This is a genomic window from Pseudomonas sp. ITEM 17296 (assembly GCF_028895205.1).
Taxonomy (GTDB): Bacteria; Pseudomonadota; Gammaproteobacteria; order Pseudomonadales; family Pseudomonadaceae; genus Aquipseudomonas; species Aquipseudomonas kermanshahensis.
In genome coordinates, this window is record NZ_WJRS01000019.1 from 60,793 (window position 1) to 80,403 (window position 19,611).

The window sequence follows — 19,611 nt, forward strand, 5'->3', positions numbered from 1 at the left end:
TGATTTGCCCTGTAAAGAGCAGCGAGGTCGACCCTTGCACGCTTGAAACGCCTGGCGGATGGGAGTACCGTCTGCGCCTTACAGGGTACCTCTGACAGTTGCCGGGCGGGTCTTCTTGTCCTACAACTCAAGTAGAGTGTTACCACAGAGTATTCCCGTAGCTGGCCGTCAGCCTTGCCGACACCGCTGCACCAACCTAAATCGGCGCCGTTCGCCCACATGCAGAAAACCAGTGCAACGCTGCTGATCATCGATGACGACGACGTGGTCCGTGCGAGCCTCGCCGCCTATCTTGAAGACAGTGGTTTCAGCGTCCTCCAGGCCGGTAATGGCCAGCAGGGGCTTCAGGTCTTCGAAGAACACCAGCCCGACCTCGTGATCTGCGATCTGCGCATGCCGCAGATGGGCGGGCTCGAACTGATCCGCCAGATCAGCGAGCGCGCGCCGCAGCTGCCGGTGATCGTGGTGTCGGGTGCCGGCGTGATGAGCGATGCGGTCGAGGCCTTGCGCCTGGGCGCCGCCGACTACCTGATCAAGCCGCTGGAAGACCTTGCCGTGCTCGAGCACTCGGTGCGCCGAGCCCTCGACCGTTCGCGCCTGGTGCTGGAAAACCAGCGCTACCGCGACAAGCTCGAAGCCGCCAACCGCGAGCTGGAGGCCAGCCTGCACCTGTTGCAGGAAGACCAGACCGCCGGCCGGCAGGTGCAGATGAACATGCTCCCGGAAAGCCCCTGGGTGGCCGGTGAGTTTGCCTTCGAGCACCAGATCATCCCGTCGCTGTACCTGTCGGGTGATTTTGCCGACTACTTCCGTGTGGATGATCGGCGCATTGCCTTCTACCTCGCCGACGTCTCCGGGCACGGCGCCTCGTCGGCGTTCGTCACGGTGTTGCTGAAGTTCATGACCACGCGCCTGTTGTTCGAATTCAAGCGCGGGAGCAAGATGCGTGAGTTCAAGCCCTCGCAAGTGCTCAGCCACATCAACCGCGGGCTGATCAACTGCAAGTTGGGCAAGCATGTGACCATGGTGGGCGGCGTGATCGATGAAGACACCGGGCTGTTGACCTATGCCGTTGGCGGCCACCTGCCGCTGCCGGTGCTGTACACCCCGGGCAATACCCGCTACCTGGAAGGCCGCGGCCTGCCGGTGGGGTTGTTCGACGAGGCCAGTTACCAGGACCTGGTGGTGGAGCTGCCGCCGGTGTTCAGCCTCAGCTTGATGTCCGATGGCATTCTGGACCTTTTGCCAGGTGACACGCTCAAAGATAAAGAAGCCGCCTTGCCAGAAATCGTCAAGGCAGCGGGTGGCAGCCTGGATGGGCTGCGGCAACGATTTGGATTGGCTACGCTTGGGGAGATGCCGGATGATATCGCCCTATTGGTGTTGAGCAGGAACCTTCAATGAGTACCGGTAGAATTCAGTTCGCCGAGCAAAGCGGTACCTTTGTACTGAAGTTCGTCGGTGAAGTGCGCCTGACCCTGTGTTCGGCGCTGGATGCGACGATCGAGAAGATTTTCACCGCGCTGAACTTCTCGGCCATCGTCATCGATTTGACTGAAACCGAGAGCATCGACAGCACCACCTTGGGCCTGCTGGCCAAGTTGTCGATCCTGTCGCGCCAGAAAGTGGGGCTGCTGCCGACTGTGGTCACCACCAACCCGGACATTTCCCGGTTGTTGCAGTCCATGGGCTTCGATCAGGTGTTCAACATCGTCGATCGCCCAATACCGTGCCCAGAGTGCCTGACCGACTTGCCGTCGCAGGACCAGAACGAAGAAGTGGTGCGCTCCAAGGTGCTGGAGGCCCACAAGATCCTCATGGGGCTCAATGACTCCAACCGCGAAGCGTTTCATGACCTGGTGAATGCGCTGGAGCGGTCTTGAGTACGCTTTAAACCTGTACCGGCCTCTTCGCGGGTAAACCCGCTCCCACAGGGTTAGCGCTGCATCAGGAACTTCGGTAACCCTGTGGGAGCGGGTTTACCCGCGAAGAGGCCGGCACAGGCAATCCTTCATTCCGGCCCAACAAACTCCGTCACATCCCGCCCACCGGCATCCAGCTGATACACCCGTGCCGGCCGCCCCTGCTCATCAAAAAACACCTGCCCCAACCCCGCACCATTCCACAACCGCTCACCCGCCTTGCTACCGCTGGGCGTACGCGGCACCACTTCCATCTCCCGCCGCTTGGTAAACCAGTTCAGCGGCGAGCGCGGTGAATACAACCAGCGGTTAAGCCGGTCGAGCACATCCAGCAAGCGCCTGGGGAATTCGTTCTTGATCCCGCTGCTGGTGATCTGCCACAAGTGCGGGCTGCGTTGGCGGTGTCGAATCAGCACTTCATAGACGAACGAATAATGCACATCCCCTGAGAGCACCACGTAATGCCCGGGCGTGCGCGAGTGGCGGAAGATATTCAGAATCACCTGGGCCGCGCCCCGATGGGCCATCCAGTTCTCGGCATCCACCAGCAACGGGTAGCCCATCCAGCTGAATACCTTTTGCACGGTTTCTATCAGCTTTACCCCGAAGATCGGTGCCGGCGACACGATAATCGCCGAAGGATGATCGAGCAGTGCCTGCTGCAATTCGCTCAGCGCCTCCCAGTCGAGCAGGCCCGAAGGCTTGGCCAAGCTGGTTTCGCTGCGCCAACGCCGGGTGCGGGTGTCGAGTACCAGCAAGGGTGGGTTGCTGGGCAGGCTGAACTGCCAGCCTTGGAAGCGCAGCAGCTCGCCGATCAGTTCATCCTGTGCCTGGCTGGCCAGTGGCGCACCCGTCAGCGCCTGGCAGCGTTCGACCAATGGCCCGCAGCCATCCGGGTCGTTGCCCCAGGCCTGGCACAGCAGGTAGCCCAGCAGCGCATTGCCGATGATCCGCCGCGAGAACGGGTGGCCATAGGCGGTTTCTTCCCACTGGGCCGAGAGGTTCCAGTCGTCGGTGATGTCGTGGTCGTCGAAGATCATCAGGCACGGCAGGTGTGCCATCACCCGCGCCACCTGGCCGAGGTTGTCGGCGAAGGCCTCGATCAGTGGCACCTCCTGCCGATAACGCGCCTGGCGTTCATCGGTGAGGCCTGTGGGCATGTCCAGGTTGACCAGCCGCCAGGGTTCGGGTGACCACACCAGCAGGTACATGGCCATGACCTCGGCGAAGGTTACCAAGTGGTTGTCGGCGTTGCTGGACGAGAAGATCGGCTTGCGTTTACCCCCGAAAAAGCGCTCGCGCAGGCTGTCGTTACGTTCCTGCGCGGGCAGCAGGTCGGCGCGATGGTAGTAACTGGCCGGGTGGCGATAGAGCGCCGCGCTGTCGTCGACGACTGCACCGTCCAGCTGTTCGTCGAACAGCCCCAGGCGTTCGATCAGGACGTGGATCGCGCGCAGCATGGGCCCGGCGACATCATCGGCATACACCTGGTCGCCGGTCATCAGCAGCACCGCGGGGCGTTGTTCGGGGTGTTGGCACTGTTGCAGCAAACGGTCGGCGCAGAGCAGGCCGTCGGCGGCGGGGTGGTGCGGCTTGCGGCAAGAACCGTGCAGCAAATGATCGAGGCGATCACGCAACACGAAGTGTGGGCGCGTTTCGCCGGGGTAGAGCATGTGGGGTGCCCAGTCTGCGATGCCCTGGCCATTGATGCGCAGGTCGTAGCCCAGCGTCTGGTTGCAAGGGAGCGGCTGGGCAACGTGGATATCCAGCAAATGAATAAACGCGTGCTGGCCTATCGGGATCACCTGGCAAGTGACCTTGGCCGAGTGTTCTACGCCATCAAGGGCAAATTCAGGTTGCAAGGGTTGCGTTGCGACAAGCCAAATGGCCAGGCGCTGTGGCTCCAGGCGGCGCAGTACCGGGCCGGCGAGAACAAGGGGTAGGGAAGAGGTCATCAACAGCTCTGGTGGCTAGACAGCCCATTCACGCAGCACGGTACCGGTGGGAGCGGGCTTGCCCGCGAATAGGCCATCGAATTCAAAATACCTCGGAAGCCTGGCGCAGCTTAGCGCCAAACCAAAAACGGGCGGAAAATGCTGAACATTTCCCGCCCGTCAGGCAAACCCAAAATGTATCAGGCCTTTTCAGCCATCAACTTCTCCAGCTTCTCCTGATCCCGCGCGAACTGGCGAATACCCTCGGCCAGCTTCTCGGTGCCCATGGCATCTTCGTTCATCGCCCAGCGGAACTGGCTCTCGCTCAATACTTGCTTAGCTTCGCCCGTGTTGCCCGGCTTGAGCACGCGCGGCAGTTCGCCTTGGTCATCGCTCAACTGCTGCAGCAGTTCGGGGCTGATGGTCAGGCGGTCGCAGCCTGCCAGTTGCTCGATTTGGCCGATGTTGCGGAAGCTGGCACCCATGACCACCGTGTTGTAGCCATTGGTCTTGTAGTAGTCGTAGATGCGCGTGACCGACTGCACACCCGGGTCCTCGGCACCGACGTATTCCTTGCCAGTGCTCTTCTTGTACCAGTCGTAGATACGGCCCACGAACGGCGAGATCAGAAACACCCCGGCATCGGCGCAGGCTTGGGCCTGGGCGAAGGAGAACAGCAGGGTCAGGTTGGTCTGGATGCCTTCCTTCTCCAGCTTCTCGGCGGCGCGGATGCCTTCCCAGGTCGAGGCCAGCTTGATCAGCACGCGGTCTTTACTGACCCCGGCGGCGTCGTACAGCGCGATCAACTGGCGGGCCTTGGCCAGCAGGGCCGGCTCATCGAACGACAAGCGCGCATCCACTTCGGTGGAGATACGGCCAGGGATGACTTTGAGGATCCCAGAACCGACCGCGACCGCGAACTTGTCGCAGGCCAGGTCCACATCGCCCTTGGCATCACCTTTTACCTGCTTGAGCAGGTCGGCATAGCCGGGGATGGCGGCGGCTTTGAGCAGCAGCGACGGGTTGGTGGTGGCATCGACCGGTTTCAGGCGGGTGATGGCGTCCAGGTCCCCGGTGTCGGCGACCACGGTGGTGAACTGCTTGAGTTGTTCCAGCTTGGAGGTCATGGGCGTGCTCTGTCCTGTGCAATGACTCGACATTACCCGAGCCCCGGCGGCCGCTCAAGGCCCGTCGAAGCCGCTCGGGCAAACCGCGTGTGGGCGCGGCCATGCGTCGCGAATGGGGTTGCGCAACAGCCCCAAGGTCTCAGCCCAACACAGCAGGCAAGCCCCTGAAGTTCTACGCAAGGTGATGATTCGATTCACCCACAGCCCCGAGGTTCCCAAGGCTGCCGACTACCTGCTTTTCAGGGCTTCGCCCAAGGTGCCCGATTGCCCTTCCTGGAGCCGTTTGCCGTCGGGCATGATGATTTCCAGCGTGGTCCCCGCAGGGCGAGGCGCCGGCTGTGCCGCACGCGCCTGCGCCTTTCTCGCCTCAACCCTGCGCTCGATCATCGTCGGGTATTGCGAGGCGACCGCCAGAATGATGCCCACCGGGGCAAAGATCGCCACTGCCACGCCCAAGCTGCCCTGCGAACGCGTGCGCCTTTTCTTCATTGCCAATCCATCCCTGGTTCATTCATCAATGACCCTGCATCAACTCCGCTGCCTGATCAAACACCACCAACGGCTCTGGCGCCTTGTGAATATCCGCCGACAACAGCTGCCGGAATCGCCGCGCCCCCTTGAAGCCCTGGGCCAGCCCCAGAATATGCCGGGTGACGTGATGCATGGCCCCACCGCTTTCGATGTGCGCCACGATATAAGGCCGCAACAACGCCAGCGCCTCACTGCGGCTGACCACCGGCGCCTCGCTGCCAAACAACTGCTGGTCCACCTCGGCCAGCAGGTAAGGGTTGTGATACGCCTCACGCCCCAGCATCACCCCATCGAACGTTTCAAGGTGCGCCTGGCATTCCGCCAGCGTCTTGATCCCGCCGTTAAGCACGATCTCAAGGTCCGGGAAGTCCGCTTTCAGCTGCGCCGCCACGTCGTAGCGCAAAGGTGGCACCTCACGGTTCTCCTTGGGCGACAGCCCTTCAAGAATCGCAATCCGCGCATGCACGGTAAAACTCCGGCACCCAGCTTCGCGCACCTGGCCGACGAAATCGCACAGTTCGGCATAGCTGTCACGGCCATTGATGCCGATACGGTGCTTCACCGTCACCGGCGTCGACACCGCATCGCGCATTGCCTTGACGCAATCCGCCACCAGCGCCGGGTGGGCCATCAGGCACGCACCGATCATGTTGTTCTGCACCCGGTCGCTCGGGCAGCCGACGTTAAGGTTGACCTCGTCGTAGCCCGCCTCCTCGGCCAGGCGCGCGCAGGCGGCCAGGTCGGCCGGCACGCTGCCGCCCAGTTGCAGGGCCAGCGGGTGCTCGGACACGTCGTGGCGCAGGAAACGGTGGGCGTCGTTGTGGAGTAGGGCGCCGGTGGTGACCATTTCGGTGTAGAGCAGGGTGTGCTTGGAGAGCAGGCGCAGGAAGAAGCGGCAGTGGCGGTCTGTCCAGTCCATCATCGGTGCAACGCTGAAGCGGCGTGACGGCTCAGGGCGCGTGGTTTCTGGCTTAGAGCCTGATTTTGCGGTCATTTCGTTCAACGTGTTTCGTACCGGATTCGGGGTTTTTGGGGCGTTTTTGTCAAGCGCTCGGTGCAATGTACCAATCGACAGACGACGTGTACCAATCTCAGATGGTAACGATCAGAACGCGTAAAAAGGCCGATGGCAGCACTAGCTACCTCGTTCAGATCCGCACTAATCGCGACAAGGTGACAGTCTACCAAGAGAGCCAAACGTTCGCCCGCAAACAGGCGGCGGTGGTCTGGGCGAAGCGACGGGAAACCGAGTTAGCTGAACCAGGTGCTATTGAGCGCGCCGCCCGGGTAGGGCACACGGTCAAGCAGATGATCGACCGTTATCTGGTGGAGGCAGAGAAAGCCCGGCCGTTGGGCGAGATGAAGCGACGTACGCTTAACGCCATCAAGAAAGCTATCTGGGGAAAGGTCGACTCCGACATCAGTCAGCAGGTGCTGGTGGACTATGCCCTCTGGCGCATAAGTCCAGAAGGGGGAGGGATCAAACCACAGACGGCCGGCAATGACCTGGCGCACCTAGATTCGGTGCTGTCGTTGGCCAGGGTGGCAGGGGGTATGAGATTGATCCGCAGGCGATGCCTGATGCACGGCTCGTCTTGAAAAAGTTCGGTTACAACATGCGCAGCCGGGAAAGAGATCGGCGGCCTACGTTGGATGAGCTGGAGAAGGTGCTGGACCATTTCTTCAAGATGCTGCAGCGCCGACACAGCGTGATCCATATGCCGAAGGTAGTGGCGATCGCTATTTATTCAACGCGGCGGATGGACGAGATTACCCGCATTCGGTTGGAGGATCTGGACGAGCATCAGCAGGCTGTCAAAGTGCGGGATATGAAAAATCCTGGCCAGAAGCTTGGCAATGATGTGTGGTGTTACTTCCGATGAGGCTTGGATTATTGTGCAGAGCATGCCACGTGAGTGCCCGGAGATGTTCCCGTATAACACTGACTCAATTGGAACGGCCTGGTCCAAAGCGTGCAAGATTACCGGTATCGAGGATTTATACTTCCATGATTTGCGTAATGAGGGGTGAGCCGGTTGTTTGAGATGGACTGGGACATCCCAAGGGTCCCAATCGTATCTGGGCACCGCGATTGGAACTCGTTGCGAGGGTACACCCATTTGCGTGGGTGCGGAGACAGGTATAAAGGCTGGAGCTGGCTGAGCAAAATCATAAGCTCAAGTGTGGTCTTTGGTGTCAGGGTAGGTTAGGAGATGGAAATGAACGACTCAAAAGATAAAAAGGTTAGTAAGTCGAAAGGGGCGGTCCGAAGTTTTTTTGAATCAATGCCGGGTATTGATTATGCTGAGGCAGCTGTTGATATGTTAACGGATTCGGAGCTTTTGAAAAGCGTCCCGGTAGTGCGATCGTTTGTAGGCGCGTGGGAGTTTCGAAATAAATATAAACGCAGTAGGTTTTTGAAGCGTGTAGAGGTTTTTCATTCGAATATTTCAGAATTGACTGACGATGATTTGAAAAAATTTGATGATGAGTTTGAAAGCGCCGGTGAGGCGGAAGAATTTGTGACCGACCTTATTGAATTGATGGATCGCTTAGAGAATGAACAGAAGGCGATTATGCTTGCTGGTGTATTCAAGCGTTTGGTTCGAAGAGAGATTCGTGAACAAAATTTCAGGGAGATAGCTCGCGTTTTTGAGAGGATAGATAACTTGGATCTATTCCTCTTCATGCACGGCTACCAAAATCCTCACAGCTTTGAGCATGCACTGGGTGACATCCTGGTCAACTTCAGGGTATGCAAGAGATCGATCAAGACGGCTACGCGCCAGACGGTAATGTTAGATCCAAGTAAGGTTGAATCTTACATTGATGTTACCTATGAGGTTACACCGTTTGGACGTCTGGTGTTAGAAACCCTGCATCAGGTTTACCAAGACAAAATCGAGCCTAAGTATCTAATTAAAACGGGCTCCATGTTGTGACCTCCAATGCAATGTGGAAGGCGGGCGACCATGGTGCTGGTCGCCCGCTCGCTGTCATTAGTTGGCTTTCAGAGGTTTGTTAATTTGCAGGCATTTTTTCTTGGTGCTTTCTCTTTGAGTGTCTAGATATAGTGCGAAATCGGTAATGTGTATTCTTCTGGCGCTTTTTTGACTGTGCTCTAGTCGCGTGGCGGGGTTTTATCTGTCCTGCGAGCACCTTCCGAAGAAGAATTTCTGAAGTTAGATGGGTAAAGTAATCGGAGCATATTTTTTCGATAGGAATTATTGCTAGTCCGTTGTGCTGCGCCATCAGTATGAACTTGGTATTTATGAGTTTTCCTCCTAGTGCCCGCATACATTTTCTCGGGCTTTCCAGGCTGCCTCTAGCCCAAGTGTGTAGCCACTGTACAGGCGCCTTATTTTCAAGCGAGCGTTGCGACAGATGTTGCAGATAAAAGACATGGTGGAGCTAAGCATTGGTTGCATGCCCTGTGGCGCCCGGGTGGTCGGTGGGTTGGTCACAGCGGATACCGCGCCGGCCTGTTCATATTGCTGCCCGATCTGTCAGCGCCGGCTGTTGAGCTACTGCAGCTGTTCGACTGACCCGGTGTTACTCAAGCGAAGCCCCGCCCAGTGCGGGGTTTCTTGTATCTGGAGTCTGCATGAAACCAACGTATCGAATCATCGCGGATCGCAAGGACATTACCGCGCTGATCAATGACCGCCTTCTGCCGCTGCGGATCTCGGACAAGCCTGGCATGGAGTCGGACGAATTTGAGCTGCGTATTGACGACCGCGACCAGGCAGTGGCGCTGCCAGCGCGGGGAGGGGTGGTGGAGGTCATGCTGGGTTACGAGGGCGAGCCACTCAAACGCATGGGCGCCTACACCGTGGACGAGGTTCAGTTATCCGGTCCGCCTGATCAGCTGACCATTCGCGGCAAGGCCAGCGACATGCGTGGCAGCGGTAAGACCATCCGTAGCGGCAGTTGGGAGAATGTGCCGCTGTCTGAGATCGTCTCTGAAATTGCCAAGCGCAACGGCTGGGAGGTGGTTTGCCCGGTCACGATGAAGGTCGAGCGGATCGATCAGCGCAACGAGTCGGACTTCAACTTCGTCACGCGCCTGGCGCGGCAGTACGACAGCACTGCCAAGGTTGCCCAAGGCAAGCTGCTGGTGATGCCCCGGCAGGGTGGGAAGAGCACTTCGGGCAAGTCACTGCAGGTCATCACCGTCAACAAGACGGACGTGTCCCGCTATCAGTTCCGGCTGAGCGACCGCAGCACGCAGAAAGCAGTGAAAACCCAGCACCAGGATCAGAAGACCGGCGCTTTGAAGGTGGTTCAGCTCGACAACGACGAATCGCCGGATGGCCTGCCCCCCGTTCACACCGACCGCCATATCTACCCCAACGAGACTGCTGCCCGGCAGGCTGCCAAGGCGCGGCTGGCCGCGTTCAACCGCAGCACCGCCGGCGTGCGCCTGGAGATGGCGGGCCGGCACGACCTGTTCGCGGAGTGCTCGGTGAATGCCCAGGGGTTCAAGGTCGGGCTCGATGGCGAGTACCTGGTGGAAAGCGTGGAGCAAGTGTTCACGGCCAGTGGATGGACCACGACCGTGGAGTGCAACGGCGGCAAGAAGGGCAAGGCCAAGGCCTCGGGCAAGAAAAAGAAAGACGACAAGCCGCTCAAGGTTGAGCAGCTCTAACCCCTATGGCCGCATACGGCCATCACTGGAGAGACCAATGGCTATCTCAGTTCAACAGCTGCAACAGATCTTCCCCAACGCCGGCCGAAAAGCCGGCGTTTTTGTTCCCGGCCTCAACGCAACAATGGGCAAGTACTCGATCATCACCCCTCGGCGTATGGCTGCGTTCCTCGCACAAGTCGGCCATGAGTCTGGGCAGCTGCAGTATGTGCGCGAGCTCGGTAACGATGCTTATCTGGCCAGGTACGACACCGGGCGTCTGGCGGAGCGCCTCGGCAACACCCCGGCGGCTGACGGCGATGGTCAGCGGTACTGTGGCCGTAAAGAGGCGAGCCAGGAGGATGCGTCAACATCCAGCCCGGCCCGCCGAACCCGCAGACCCTTCCTGCAAGTCCAGCCGTGGCCTCTGCCTTGTGCACAAAGCGCGGTGAGCCTAAAACCTGTTTATCCATACAGTAAAGACTTGCATACCTATGACCTCTCCAATTATCCCCTGGATGGGTGGCAAACGCCGCCTGGCCGACCGCTTAATCCCTCTCTTTCCCCCACATGAATGCTACGTCGAAGTCTTCGCCGGCGGTGCCGCGCTGTTCTTCATGCGTCCTCAGCCCGCCCCGGTGGAGGTGTTGAACGATCTCAACGGTGACCTGGTCACCCTCTACCGTGTTGTGCAGAATCACCTGGAGGAGTTCGTGCGCCAGTTCAAATGGGCACTCAGCTCTAGGCAGATTTTTGAATGGCAGAAGATGACGCGCCCTGAAACTCTGACCGATATTCAGCGTGCAGCTCGGTTCTTCTACCTGCAGCAGCATGCGTTCGGTGGCAAGGTCACTGGGCAGACGTTCGGTACTGCGACCACCGGACCGGCCATCAACTTGTTGCGCATCGAGGAGAACCTGTCGGCCGCGTGGCAGCGCCTTGCCGGTATCTACGTCGAGAATCTGTCCTGGCTCGACTGTGCCGAGCGCTACGACCGGGCGCACACCTTCTTCTACATGGATCCACCGTATTGGCAGACCGCTGGTTATGGCCTGGATTTCCCGTTCGCGGAGTACGAGCGCATGGCTGACTTCATGCGCCGCTGCAAGGGCAGGGTGATGGTCAGCATCAATGACCACCCGGATATCCGACGAGTATTCGACGGATTCCACTTTGAGTGGCTGGACATCCGCTACAGCACCACCAATCAGCGGCAGTGCAAAGCCGAGGTGACCGGCGAATTGGTAATCATGAACTGGCAGCCTTCCTCGCTTGGCGGTTTGTTCTAAATGAACAGGTCAGTTCTGAGCCGATTCACTCTCCCATCGAGGGCGACTCGACTCTTCTCAGGATTTGATTACACTGTGCTATCACTCAAGCAAGGAGCACTACCCGTGGCAGAGAGCAGCGTCAAACAGATCAAACATGCGCGTCACCAGGAAGAAGTAAACGCCTACCTGCAAATGGGTTGGGTTTACCTCGGCATGACGCCTGGCACCACCGAAGATGGCTCGCCATGGCCGCTATATACCCTTGGCTGGACTCAGGACGGTGAGCCGGTCAAGCCCAAGCCAACTTGGTAAGCCCGCCCTGGACGCGGTGGCCGGCCGCTGGGAAGACGACCGCAGCCAGCAGACGCTGAGCATTCGCGTCGGTGGCCCCACGGCGCGGCTGATCCCTGTGCGCTCCAAGCGCGACCAGGTGAAGACCTGGGCGAAGCTGGATACCCTGGTGAAGTTTGCCGAGGACGTCGGTTTAGAGGGGCTTAGCGTCGAGTTCTGAGGCTGGCTACCTGTCCCATCAAATTCGCTGATCGCTCTCGCAGACTGAGTGGGGCCTCTGGCATGGCTGACCCCTATCGACCCTGACGATCAGCAACCGTAAGCCCTGCCAATAGATCAAGGGAACGAACTTGGTCGGTGAGAAGAGACGACGAGAGGCGGGTGTAGACAATAGCCCATGGCCAGTAGCTGTGTCATGATTACTTTCTTGCTAAGGGAGTAGTCATGGGCGAATCTGTAAAAATCAAAGAAATTTTCATTTCAAGGCTTTATGGTATCTACAATCATAGAGTTTCACTTAGGGATGGCGGAATTACCATCATCCATGGTGCAAATGGGGTTGGTAAAACCGCAGTCCTTAAATGCCTGAAATATCTTTTGGAATGGGATATTGATGCATTGGCAAACATCCCATTTAGAACTATGCATATCGCGCTTGCCAGCGATGTTAAAGTTTCTATTTCTCGAAATTCAAATAGTGAATATTCGGAAAAAAACGATCAATCCCTCCTCAATGCTCCGCTAGAGATTTCCTTTTTCAATCCCGATGGCTTTCACATAGATACGATCTCATCTATTGATCCTGAGTTGCTATCAGTTGCCAAAGCGATGGCAGCATCTAGGCCGTGGCTTAGAGAGATTAGGCCTGGATTGTGGTTTGACGAGAACAGTGGCGAGCCGGTAGACGTGTGGGATCTCTCTCATAAATTTCTTCCTGCTAAAAGCCGTAAACGAAAAGCAAAAACAAGATCAGCATTCTTTGAGAAGGTTCGTAGAGAATTGAATGTAAAGCTTGTTGATACCTATCGGCTGGCTGTGCGAAGTGGAGAGAATTCAAAATTGACCGTGGACTTGTGTGCTGCGGATATGATCGGACAAATCGAGACTGTAAGCGCTGAATACGCCAAGCGATCCCAGACACTTGATCAGTCTTTTCCGCATAGGCTCATAGCAGGAGATCACGAGTTTCTGAGTGCCGATTTAGTAAGCGAGCGGTTGAAGAATCTCGAAGCGTACCAAAACTGGTTAAGTGCACTTGGTTTGCTTGCTACTATTGAGGGGCCGTCTTTCCCGTCTGACGTTAAGTCTCTCTCCGCTGGTAAAATCGAAACGATGAGCTTGTTTGTCCAAGATAGCGAATCAAAACTGAGTGTTTTTAGCGCACTTGCACAGAAGTGCTTTATGCTCTCCGACCTGCTCAGAGTGAAGCTAGCGCACAAACGGCTTATGATAAACAAGGAACGCGGACTATCCATTGTCAGTGAGGCGGGTGGTAGTATTCCGCTCTCGTCCTTATCTTCAGGCGAGCAGCACGAAATAGTTATGATGTATGAATTGCTATTTAAGACCACTCCAAACTCACTATTACTCATAGATGAGCCTGAGATTTCCCTTCATGTTAAGTGGCAAAAAAGTTTCATCCAGGATCTCAAGCGGATCCGAGATTTGATTGGTTTTGATGCATTGATTGCAACGCACTCTCCATTTATTGTTGGCGATTTTTACGAGCTTATGGAATCGCTTGACGAAATTGGTGATCATGATGATTACTGAAAGAGAGCCCGGAGATATCGTAGCCGAAGTATTGATGACTTTATCTGTTGATCCAGAAAGTACATTTTGGCTACTTGAGGGTGTGACAGATATTAAGTTTTTTAGACCTCGACTCAAGAGCGGGTTGTGCTTAATAGATGCTACTGGGAAATATAAGCTCATCCGGGCCATGAATATTTTCAACTCGGAGCAAAAATTTTCCCAGGCTAATATCCTTGGCATCGTCGATAATGACTATGATTGGCTTGTTGATTACCAGCCTCCAGAAAACGTTATTTCAACTGAGCCTCGAGACCTTGAAGGACTAATGCTGAGAACTAACAGTATCGCGTGCGTATTAGCTGAGTACGCACGACCTGCATTGGTTGAGAGTTTTGTGGCGAATGGGACATCGATCATTGATGCTGTGATACAGCGTGCTCTGTTCTTTGGGAAAATTAGAGCTGTAAACTATCTTAATAAGCGGGTCTGCTTGAAAAAATTTAAGCCCATAGCGTTCTTTCGGGATGACTGGAGTTACGACCAAGAATCGGCTTTGGCACGAGCGGTTCAATTGGGAGTGTGTGAAACGGTCGAAACTTTAATCGGGGAAATGCAGAAACTTCCACTCGTCAATGACTGGTATTATGTGCGAGGGCATGATGCAATTGATATCTTGTGTGGCGGACTGAAATCCGTATTTGGCGATGGTCGACCAGTAGGGGCAGCCATAATTGAACCCGTATTGAGGCAGTCATTAAGTGATGCGGATTTCGCCAGGTCAAAAATTTATACCGAAGTCAACTCCTGGCATGTATCCCGTGGAATTGACACTCCATATAAATATCAAAATTTGTGAGGGTTCCAGCGCCGCTCTGATCGATACTTGGTTTAGAAGCAAAAGCTCAAGCGTGTCAGCTGTGATTCAGGCTTTGTCATCCAAGACAATGCTTTAGGTCTGAAAATTCTTAGGGCAGACTCAGGGCAAATTCTAGGGCGTGTTGTGTCTGAGTAGGCCATTCGCTGACGGCAGAATAGCCGGTTTTGCTGGCCCATAACGGCCTATTGAGAAGGTTGGGCGGGTTCAAATCCCTGCCCGACTTCGCCGCCGAACCGGCTATAGTAGGGAGATGGTAGGCCAGCAAAAGAAACGTATGCTTGAAGTAATGGCTCAGGGGAGTGTGCCCTTCATGGAGTAGGGTCCTTGATCCGCGACTCTATTGACCCTAAAGAATTTGCGTATGGACAAAAGCGTTTGCGACACATTCGGCATAATAATTATGCTTTACATGCGATCTATATATTGTTTGCCTTTTCAAGGGACGATAAGCAATGAGCCTGGAAGATATATTGGTAGGATGGACTGGTCCGTCGAGTGGCACCGAGCAGGAAAAGCAGGATAGAGCGGAACGAATGATTCGCCAAGCAATCAATTCACACGAGCCATTCAGCAACTGCTCGCTTAAGGTTTATGCGAAAGGATCTTACGCCAACAATACAAATGTGCGATCTGATAGTGATGTCGATATAGCTGTGGAATGTACGGATCTCTTATATTGGGATGAGGCTGAAAAAGGAATTCATACGCCTGGCAAGCCTTATGAGGGAATTTGGACCCCTGCAAAGCTTAGAGCCGAGCTCCTTGCTGCTATGAAAGCTAAGTTTCCAGGTCAAGTGGACTCCACGGGGTCTACCGCAATACAGATAAACTCTAACTCAGCGCGCGTTGATGCTGATGTGGTTCCATGTTTTAGCTTTAGATACCACATGATCAATGAAGTGAGAGATGGAACTAAAATATTCAAAACGGATGGTAGTAGCATTGTTAACTACCCGGCCCAGCAATTGTCGAATGGCATAGCTAAGAATAAGCGTACTGGGAGTGCCTATAAAAAAGGAGCGCGGCTTTTAAAGCGAATCGAAAATGCGATGGCAAAAAATGGGAGTTTTCGAGAGTTGCCATCCTTCTTTATGGAGTGCCTTGCCTATAATTGCCCTGACGCTGCGTTTGCTCATGCAACATGGACAGAGTGCCTAAGAGCCATGCTTGTTTATATCTGGAGTAGCCTTCAGGGGGACGAGCCGGAGTCCGGGCGCTGGGTAGAGGTGAATGAATGCTTTTTTTTATTCCACCCAGGACAAAAATGGACTCGTGCAGATGGCCGAGATTTCTCGCAAGCAGCCTGGAACTACCTTGAGTTCAAATAATGCGAAATGTTACTCTTAAAAGCTCGCTGTACCTACTGGTAGGAACCTCCGCGGTAGCTTGGTTTGCGATAGCCTATTTTAGCAAGCTAGACTTATCAAAGATGCAAGATTTTTTTGGCCTGATTCCTAAGGTCGTGAGCGTTGATCTTTTGGTGGTAGCAGTATTTGTTAAGTGGGGGTGGAAGTTTAAAATTTTCAGAGGATGGCTTGTTCCATTTCCGGATTTGAATGGAAGTTGGGTGGGCTTTATATATTCAGATTGGGAAAACCCAGAGTCGGGGGCAAAATCACCGCCTATACCAGTATTGCTGACTGTAAAGCAGTCCTTCTTCCACATTAGCTGCATGATGCGTACGAGTGAAATGGAAAGCTCTTCGTATTCTGAGGGGTTTCTTATTGATCCTGATCGACAGATCAAAAATCTAGCGTATATATATAGTAGTAAGCCTAGAATAAGTTTGAGTAAGAGAAGTGTTCCTCATGATGGAGCGGCAGTATTCCAGGTTGTTGAAAAGCCAAAGCAAAAGTTAGTGGGTAAATACTGGACTGAAAGATTAACAAAAGGTGAAATTGCTCTTCAGTTTCACTCGAGTGAGCTATTGGATGAGCTTCCAGAGGAGTTGGGTGAGCATCCCGTGACAGAAGATGAAAATCGACGTTAACTATGGGATAGTTTTTCTCTGTCCATGCGCCAGCTTTTGGTCGTTGGTCGCCCTCCCGAAGGGGGGCTGGGCTCTGCATGTCGATAAGGGCAGAGATCGGTCTACAGCGCTTGGTAAAGTTTGGGTGTCAGTGGTGGGGCAGGTTAAAGCCACTCATCACTTTATATCAATCCCAATGAGAAAAGCCTACAGGTAGTCCATTCCAAGTAGAGAACAGTGTCCGCTGTCCCCAGTAGCTTACCCTGCCATTTTGTTCACTCCGTGTAGCACGGAACACCGCTTCACGGTGTTCTGAAGTGTCAGCGCCGATATCCCAAACCGGCATCACCTGTCCCGCTTGAACATCGCCAGCAGTGCGAATGCTCGGTATTCGTGCGAGCAGTGCGGAGGTCCGCGATTCACGCAATACAACACAAAAACACGGGTACTTCCGATCACCGACTACCAAGCGAGGATCAACTCCTCGATTCCGAATACTTTGAAGCAAAGGCACTAGCTCTTGCTCTGCTGCGGCTCGATTACGGGCCATTAACATTTCTTGGGCAGACTCTTCGCACCACTGAGTCAGGTTGGTGCTGTCTGCAAGGACGAGTCTTGAACCAGCCTTTTGAGCAAAGTCACGAACCCCTGGCAGATAGCGTGAGGAGGTTATGAATAAGCCTCGACTAGCCTGATGTCGGTCGACGTGGGCCGAGAGCGCTGCAACCGCTTCCAACCCAATGGGGTTATTTGGGGCGTAACGTTTCACTTGCACCAGCGTAAGCAGGTCTCCAATCGGATCTCGTTGCCAGATACGCAGGTCTACTCCTTTATCCCCGGAGCCGGGGCCTAGTTCTGTCTTCCATCCACGCGCGGAAAAGATACTGCTGATTAATGTCTCAAACTCGCGATGACCAAGACGATGAAAATCTTGGGCATTAGCCGCGAAATGAGCATATAGGTCGCCACTGACGTCCGCCGTATCAGCCTCCACAAGTCGACATATCCATTTCCAGCGTGCTACCCGATAGGCCGCCTGAACCAGCTCACATTCGTCATCGGTGAAGTAGAACCCCGAAGTGCAGGATTCTTCAAACTCTAAGTAAACACCGACCTCTTCAAGCTCCTGACGAAGCTCCTGCGCCTCTTTGTGGTCCCACTCGAGAACGGTGTTTATCTCTCCCTCCGCGCACAGCAGCAGCAACGGACCGCCAATGAAAGGTTCATCGTCGTAGTGAGACATGGGGTCGACTAGGCAAGCGTCATACCAAATTCCATGGCGCGTAGCCCACTCTGTTGTAATGGTAGTGATCTGAGCTATCAGCTGATGAACGGCGTCCTCTAGAATCATTGGGTTGTCCATCATCACCAATTTACCTCTCCTACGAATACGTTGGCTTTTAGCTAGTGCAGCATCATCCAGGATGAACTGTCCACCGGGCTGTCAAAAGTTTTAAGCGCCAGCTATTGATCGAAAGGGGGCGACCTGACGTGTGAGAGCAAGAGGCAAAGTGGTACAAAAATGGTACATGGCCGAATGCCGTCTTCTATAGATCAGGCAAATCAAGGCGTACAGGGAGTGCATGTCCAATCCATCATGGGTGCTACGGAGAACCGGCGCGACGGCTCAGGCCTTGTCGCTACTGGGTTAGAGCCTGATTTTGCAGTCATTTCGTTCAACGTGTTTCGTACCGGATTCGGGGTTTTCAGGGCGATTTCAGCAAGCGGTGGCTGCGATTTAGCAACCGGGCGGCGACGTGTAGCAAATTCCCGTGGCAACGAGCAGTGCACACACTGGCGGATTGTTAAGCCTGTTACACAGGCCATGTTCGCTTGAGGAGGGAAGGTAGCTAGTTTACCAAGAGAAATCGCGGTTCGTCCGGAAACAGGTTCTTCGGATGCTATTGGCGCGACATGAGGCCTCCATACCTCAACCGCGGTGAGCCATGGGCACTCATTTAGACCGCCTCACCGAGACTGGCCCGACGTGATCACACTGCATCATAGCGATACTCGATATCGCGCTACCTCCCAGCCAGGTTCGGCCATCGAAGCCCCTATTCCTCTCGACGCTAAGGACCATCGCTGGCACCCAGCACCAGTGTCGGCAACGTAAATCTCAAAGCCTACGCCGCACCTGTAGGAGCTGGCTTGCCTGCGACGGGCTGTGAAGCAGCCCCAATACAGGCAACACCCCTCTCAACCCTGAGCGCGCATATCGCAGCAATCTTGCTCTGATAGATCTGATGGCGTTGGTCGAATATAGCGATAAGCGCTCATTCAAATCACGTCATGTGACAGCCGCGAGCCATGCAGCAAGCTTCGGTTATCTAACGGCTCCTCACGTAATGCCTCGGATCTGCTCAAACAGATGATCTACTTAAATCTCAAGGCCTGCGCTGACCCTTAGTAGCTGATGCCTGCGATGGGCTGTAGAGCCCCCAATACACCATATCTACTTGATTTCATTTCCGGTTTTTAGTCTGGAAGTAAATAGTAATTTTCCGAAAGGCGAGCTTCCAGATAGTCAAAGAGCGCTAACGCATCCCCTGCGTACAAAAAACCATCTTCAGTTCCGTCGGCCAAAAGTTTTGTGCCGTTCAGGGACTTAGTAATCGTATATGAGTCGAACTGAGCTGCTTTTTTTAGTTCTGTTTTTATATTGAAGCGGTTCCCGTGGGCGATGGCGTTCCTAATGTGCCTAAGGAACTCAAGCTCAGGCGCTTTGTTTAAATATCCAAAGCGAGAAAAGGCGTCACCTACATGAAGGATTGCAGCCTTAATAGGTAGGGTCAAGAATTCAATATTTTTGTTAGGGTTTTTCTTTATGTGCTCCATAGATGGTTTTAGCGGTAGATGGTAAGCCAGGGGGCTATTGATTCTTCCGATTCTGTCAGTGTGTAGTGATGGGCTGGCTTTAGTAGGGATGACTATGTTGTGTGCTCGTTTGGCTAGTTGAGAGTTAGGGTCTGCATATCCTGCTATTCCAAGCATGAATGCTCCAATTGGTGATCGTGCAGTATTTATCGCGTCTATGAGCTCGAGTTGTACCGAATTAACCATTTTTAAGGACCTGCTCTGGCGGGTTGCTGTGTTCGACTATGTAGGGTTTGAGCAACCAGCTACCAGCCTTTGGGAGATCGCTCAGCTTAGCCTAATTTCGTTCAATCGGGGTTAGCAGTCACTGAAACTTGCAGCAATCACGCCCATGAACTAAATATACATCGATTTGCAACCATCTGCACCCGCATCATCAAGCGTGGTTAACCCGAATGTATGCGGGCACAGTCACAGCCTTTTCAAAAAA

General features: G+C 54.7%; 18 protein-coding genes and 2 pseudogenes. 13 read left to right on the forward strand and 7 right to left on the reverse strand.

Translation table 11 applies throughout. The features are described from left to right. Positions 1-219 precede the first annotated feature (219 nt). Together rssB and rssC are read left to right on the forward strand one after the other, a co-directional pair. Positions 220-1,404: a two-component system response regulator RssB gene (gene rssB / locus GIB19_RS19675; protein ID WP_027596602.1), complete on the forward strand. Its 1,185-nt coding sequence runs from the start codon at positions 220-222 to the stop codon at positions 1,402-1,404. After that, the gene (gene rssC, locus GIB19_RS19680; protein ID WP_027596601.1) at positions 1,401-1,883 is read left to right on the forward strand and encodes an anti-sigma factor antagonist RssC; all 483 of its coding nucleotides are present in this window, start codon (positions 1,401-1,403) and stop codon (positions 1,881-1,883) included. The genes rssB and rssC overlap by 4 nt, the downstream gene beginning before the upstream one ends. Before the next feature lie 128 nt (positions 1,884-2,011). Here the strand turns inward: rssC and GIB19_RS19685 are convergent, their stop codons facing one another. The 4 genes from GIB19_RS19685 to dusA all read right to left on the reverse strand — a co-directional run bounded on the left by GIB19_RS19685 (position 2,012) and on the right by dusA (position 6,508). After that, positions 2,012-3,877 carry an alkaline phosphatase D family protein gene (locus tag GIB19_RS19685; protein WP_274887733.1) on the reverse strand — a complete coding sequence of 622 codons (1,866 nt, stop codon included), beginning with the start codon at positions 3,875-3,877 and terminating at the stop codon, positions 2,012-2,014. A 179-nt stretch (positions 3,878-4,056) separates the two neighbouring features. After that, the gene (tal, locus tag GIB19_RS19690) at positions 4,057-4,983 is read right to left on the reverse strand and encodes a transaldolase (RefSeq protein ID WP_027596599.1); all 927 of its coding nucleotides are present in this window, start codon (positions 4,981-4,983) and stop codon (positions 4,057-4,059) included. A 228-nt stretch (positions 4,984-5,211) separates the two neighbouring features. Continuing rightward, a complete protein-coding gene (locus tag GIB19_RS19695) occupies positions 5,212-5,472 on the reverse strand; it encodes a hypothetical protein (protein ID WP_085274224.1) in 261 nt (86 codons plus the stop codon). 25 nt (positions 5,473-5,497) lie between these two features. Next, positions 5,498-6,508, reverse strand: a complete 1,011-nt coding sequence (gene dusA / locus GIB19_RS19700; protein WP_274887734.1) for a tRNA dihydrouridine(20/20a) synthase DusA — start codon at positions 6,506-6,508, stop codon at positions 5,498-5,500. Between the two features lie 101 nt (positions 6,509-6,609). Between dusA and GIB19_RS19705 the strand changes: the two are divergent. Next, a pseudogene (locus tag GIB19_RS19705) lies at positions 6,610-7,724 on the forward strand (tyrosine-type recombinase/integrase). Between the two features lie 9 nt (positions 7,725-7,733). Continuing rightward, positions 7,734-8,456, forward strand: a complete 723-nt coding sequence (locus GIB19_RS19710) for a hypothetical protein (protein WP_274887735.1) — start codon at positions 7,734-7,736, stop codon at positions 8,454-8,456. 57 nt (positions 8,457-8,513) lie between these two features. Here the strand turns inward: GIB19_RS19710 and GIB19_RS19715 are convergent. Beyond that, positions 8,514-8,811, reverse strand: a pseudogene (locus GIB19_RS19715) (pyocin activator PrtN family protein). Between the two features lie 307 nt (positions 8,812-9,118). On the opposite strand from GIB19_RS19715, the gene GIB19_RS19720 reads away from it, so the two are divergent. The 9 genes from GIB19_RS19720 (at position 9,119) to GIB19_RS19760 (ending at position 16,325) form a co-directional block, all read left to right on the forward strand. Then, positions 9,119-10,162, forward strand: coding sequence for a phage late control D family protein (locus GIB19_RS19720; protein WP_274887736.1), 1,044 nt, complete (start codon positions 9,119-9,121; stop codon positions 10,160-10,162). A gap of 37 nt (positions 10,163-10,199) precedes the next feature. After that, the gene (locus GIB19_RS19725) at positions 10,200-10,715 is read left to right on the forward strand and encodes a hypothetical protein (protein ID WP_274887737.1); all 516 of its coding nucleotides are present in this window, start codon (positions 10,200-10,202) and stop codon (positions 10,713-10,715) included. Next, on the forward strand, positions 10,636-11,430 hold the full coding sequence (locus GIB19_RS19730) for a DNA adenine methylase (RefSeq protein ID WP_274887739.1): 795 nt from the start codon (positions 10,636-10,638) through the stop codon (positions 11,428-11,430). Before GIB19_RS19725 ends, GIB19_RS19730 begins: the two co-directional genes overlap by 80 nt. Positions 11,431-11,535: 105 nt before the next feature. Continuing rightward, the gene (locus tag GIB19_RS19735; RefSeq protein ID WP_274887741.1) at positions 11,536-11,724 is read left to right on the forward strand and encodes a hypothetical protein; all 189 of its coding nucleotides are present in this window, start codon (positions 11,536-11,538) and stop codon (positions 11,722-11,724) included. Next, positions 11,693-11,923: a hypothetical protein gene (locus GIB19_RS19740; RefSeq protein WP_274887742.1), complete on the forward strand. Its 231-nt coding sequence runs from the start codon at positions 11,693-11,695 to the stop codon at positions 11,921-11,923. The genes GIB19_RS19735 and GIB19_RS19740 overlap by 32 nt, the downstream gene beginning before the upstream one ends. A gap of 224 nt (positions 11,924-12,147) precedes the next feature. Further along, positions 12,148-13,476, forward strand: a complete 1,329-nt coding sequence (locus GIB19_RS19745; RefSeq protein WP_274887744.1) for an AAA family ATPase — start codon at positions 12,148-12,150, stop codon at positions 13,474-13,476. Next, the gene (locus GIB19_RS19750; protein ID WP_274887745.1) at positions 13,463-14,314 is read left to right on the forward strand and encodes a DUF4435 domain-containing protein; all 852 of its coding nucleotides are present in this window, start codon (positions 13,463-13,465) and stop codon (positions 14,312-14,314) included. The genes GIB19_RS19745 and GIB19_RS19750 overlap by 14 nt, the downstream gene beginning before the upstream one ends. A 473-nt stretch (positions 14,315-14,787) precedes the next feature. Further along, a complete protein-coding gene (locus tag GIB19_RS19755) occupies positions 14,788-15,663 on the forward strand; it encodes a nucleotidyltransferase domain-containing protein (RefSeq protein WP_274887746.1) in 876 nt (291 codons plus the stop codon). A gap of 101 nt (positions 15,664-15,764) precedes the next feature. Next, entirely contained in the window at positions 15,765-16,325 is a 561-nt protein-coding gene (locus GIB19_RS19760) for a Cap15 family cyclic dinucleotide receptor domain-containing protein (protein ID WP_446731399.1), read from the forward strand. 166 nt (positions 16,326-16,491) lie between these two features. Here GIB19_RS19760 and GIB19_RS19765 read toward each other — a convergent pair whose 3' ends face one another. Together GIB19_RS19765 and GIB19_RS19770 are read right to left on the reverse strand one after the other, a co-directional pair. Continuing rightward, positions 16,492-17,547, reverse strand: a complete 1,056-nt coding sequence (locus tag GIB19_RS19765; RefSeq protein WP_274887748.1) for a restriction endonuclease — start codon at positions 17,545-17,547, stop codon at positions 16,492-16,494. Positions 17,548-18,782: 1,235 nt separating this feature from the next. Beyond that, positions 18,783-19,298 carry a hypothetical protein gene (locus tag GIB19_RS19770; RefSeq protein ID WP_274887749.1) on the reverse strand — a complete coding sequence of 172 codons (516 nt, stop codon included), beginning with the start codon at positions 19,296-19,298 and terminating at the stop codon, positions 18,783-18,785. Positions 19,299-19,611: the final 313 nt, after the last annotated feature.

Bases quoted from the DNA above. Each gene is read 5' to 3' on its own strand.
- rssB (WP_027596602.1), top strand. From the start codon at position 220: ATGCAGAAAACCAGTGCAACGCTGCTGATCATCGATGACGACGACGTG.
- rssC (WP_027596601.1), top strand. From the start codon at position 1,401: ATGAGTACCGGTAGAATTCAGTTCGCCGAGCAAAGCGGTACCTTTGTA.
- GIB19_RS19685 (WP_274887733.1), bottom strand. From the start codon at position 3,877: ATGACCTCTTCCCTACCCCTTGTTCTCGCCGGCCCGGTACTGCGCCGC.
- tal (WP_027596599.1), bottom strand. From the start codon at position 4,983: ATGACCTCCAAGCTGGAACAACTCAAGCAGTTCACCACCGTGGTCGCC.
- GIB19_RS19695 (WP_085274224.1), bottom strand. From the start codon at position 5,472: ATGAAGAAAAGGCGCACGCGTTCGCAGGGCAGCTTGGGCGTGGCAGTG.
- dusA (WP_274887734.1), bottom strand. From the start codon at position 6,508: ATGACCGCAAAATCAGGCTCTAAGCCAGAAACCACGCGCCCTGAGCCG.
- GIB19_RS19710 (WP_274887735.1), top strand. From the start codon at position 7,734: ATGAACGACTCAAAAGATAAAAAGGTTAGTAAGTCGAAAGGGGCGGTC.
- GIB19_RS19720 (WP_274887736.1), top strand. From the start codon at position 9,119: ATGAAACCAACGTATCGAATCATCGCGGATCGCAAGGACATTACCGCG.
- GIB19_RS19725 (WP_274887737.1), top strand. From the start codon at position 10,200: ATGGCTATCTCAGTTCAACAGCTGCAACAGATCTTCCCCAACGCCGGC.
- GIB19_RS19730 (WP_274887739.1), top strand. From the start codon at position 10,636: ATGACCTCTCCAATTATCCCCTGGATGGGTGGCAAACGCCGCCTGGCC.
- GIB19_RS19745 (WP_274887744.1), top strand. From the start codon at position 12,148: ATGGGCGAATCTGTAAAAATCAAAGAAATTTTCATTTCAAGGCTTTAT.
- GIB19_RS19750 (WP_274887745.1), top strand. From the start codon at position 13,463: ATGATGATTACTGAAAGAGAGCCCGGAGATATCGTAGCCGAAGTATTG.
- GIB19_RS19755 (WP_274887746.1), top strand. From the start codon at position 14,788: ATGAGCCTGGAAGATATATTGGTAGGATGGACTGGTCCGTCGAGTGGC.
- GIB19_RS19760 (WP_446731399.1), top strand. From the start codon at position 15,765: ATGCAAGATTTTTTTGGCCTGATTCCTAAGGTCGTGAGCGTTGATCTT.
- GIB19_RS19765 (WP_274887748.1), bottom strand. From the start codon at position 17,547: ATGTCTCACTACGACGATGAACCTTTCATTGGCGGTCCGTTGCTGCTG.
- GIB19_RS19770 (WP_274887749.1), bottom strand. From the start codon at position 19,298: ATGCTTGGAATAGCAGGATATGCAGACCCTAACTCTCAACTAGCCAAA.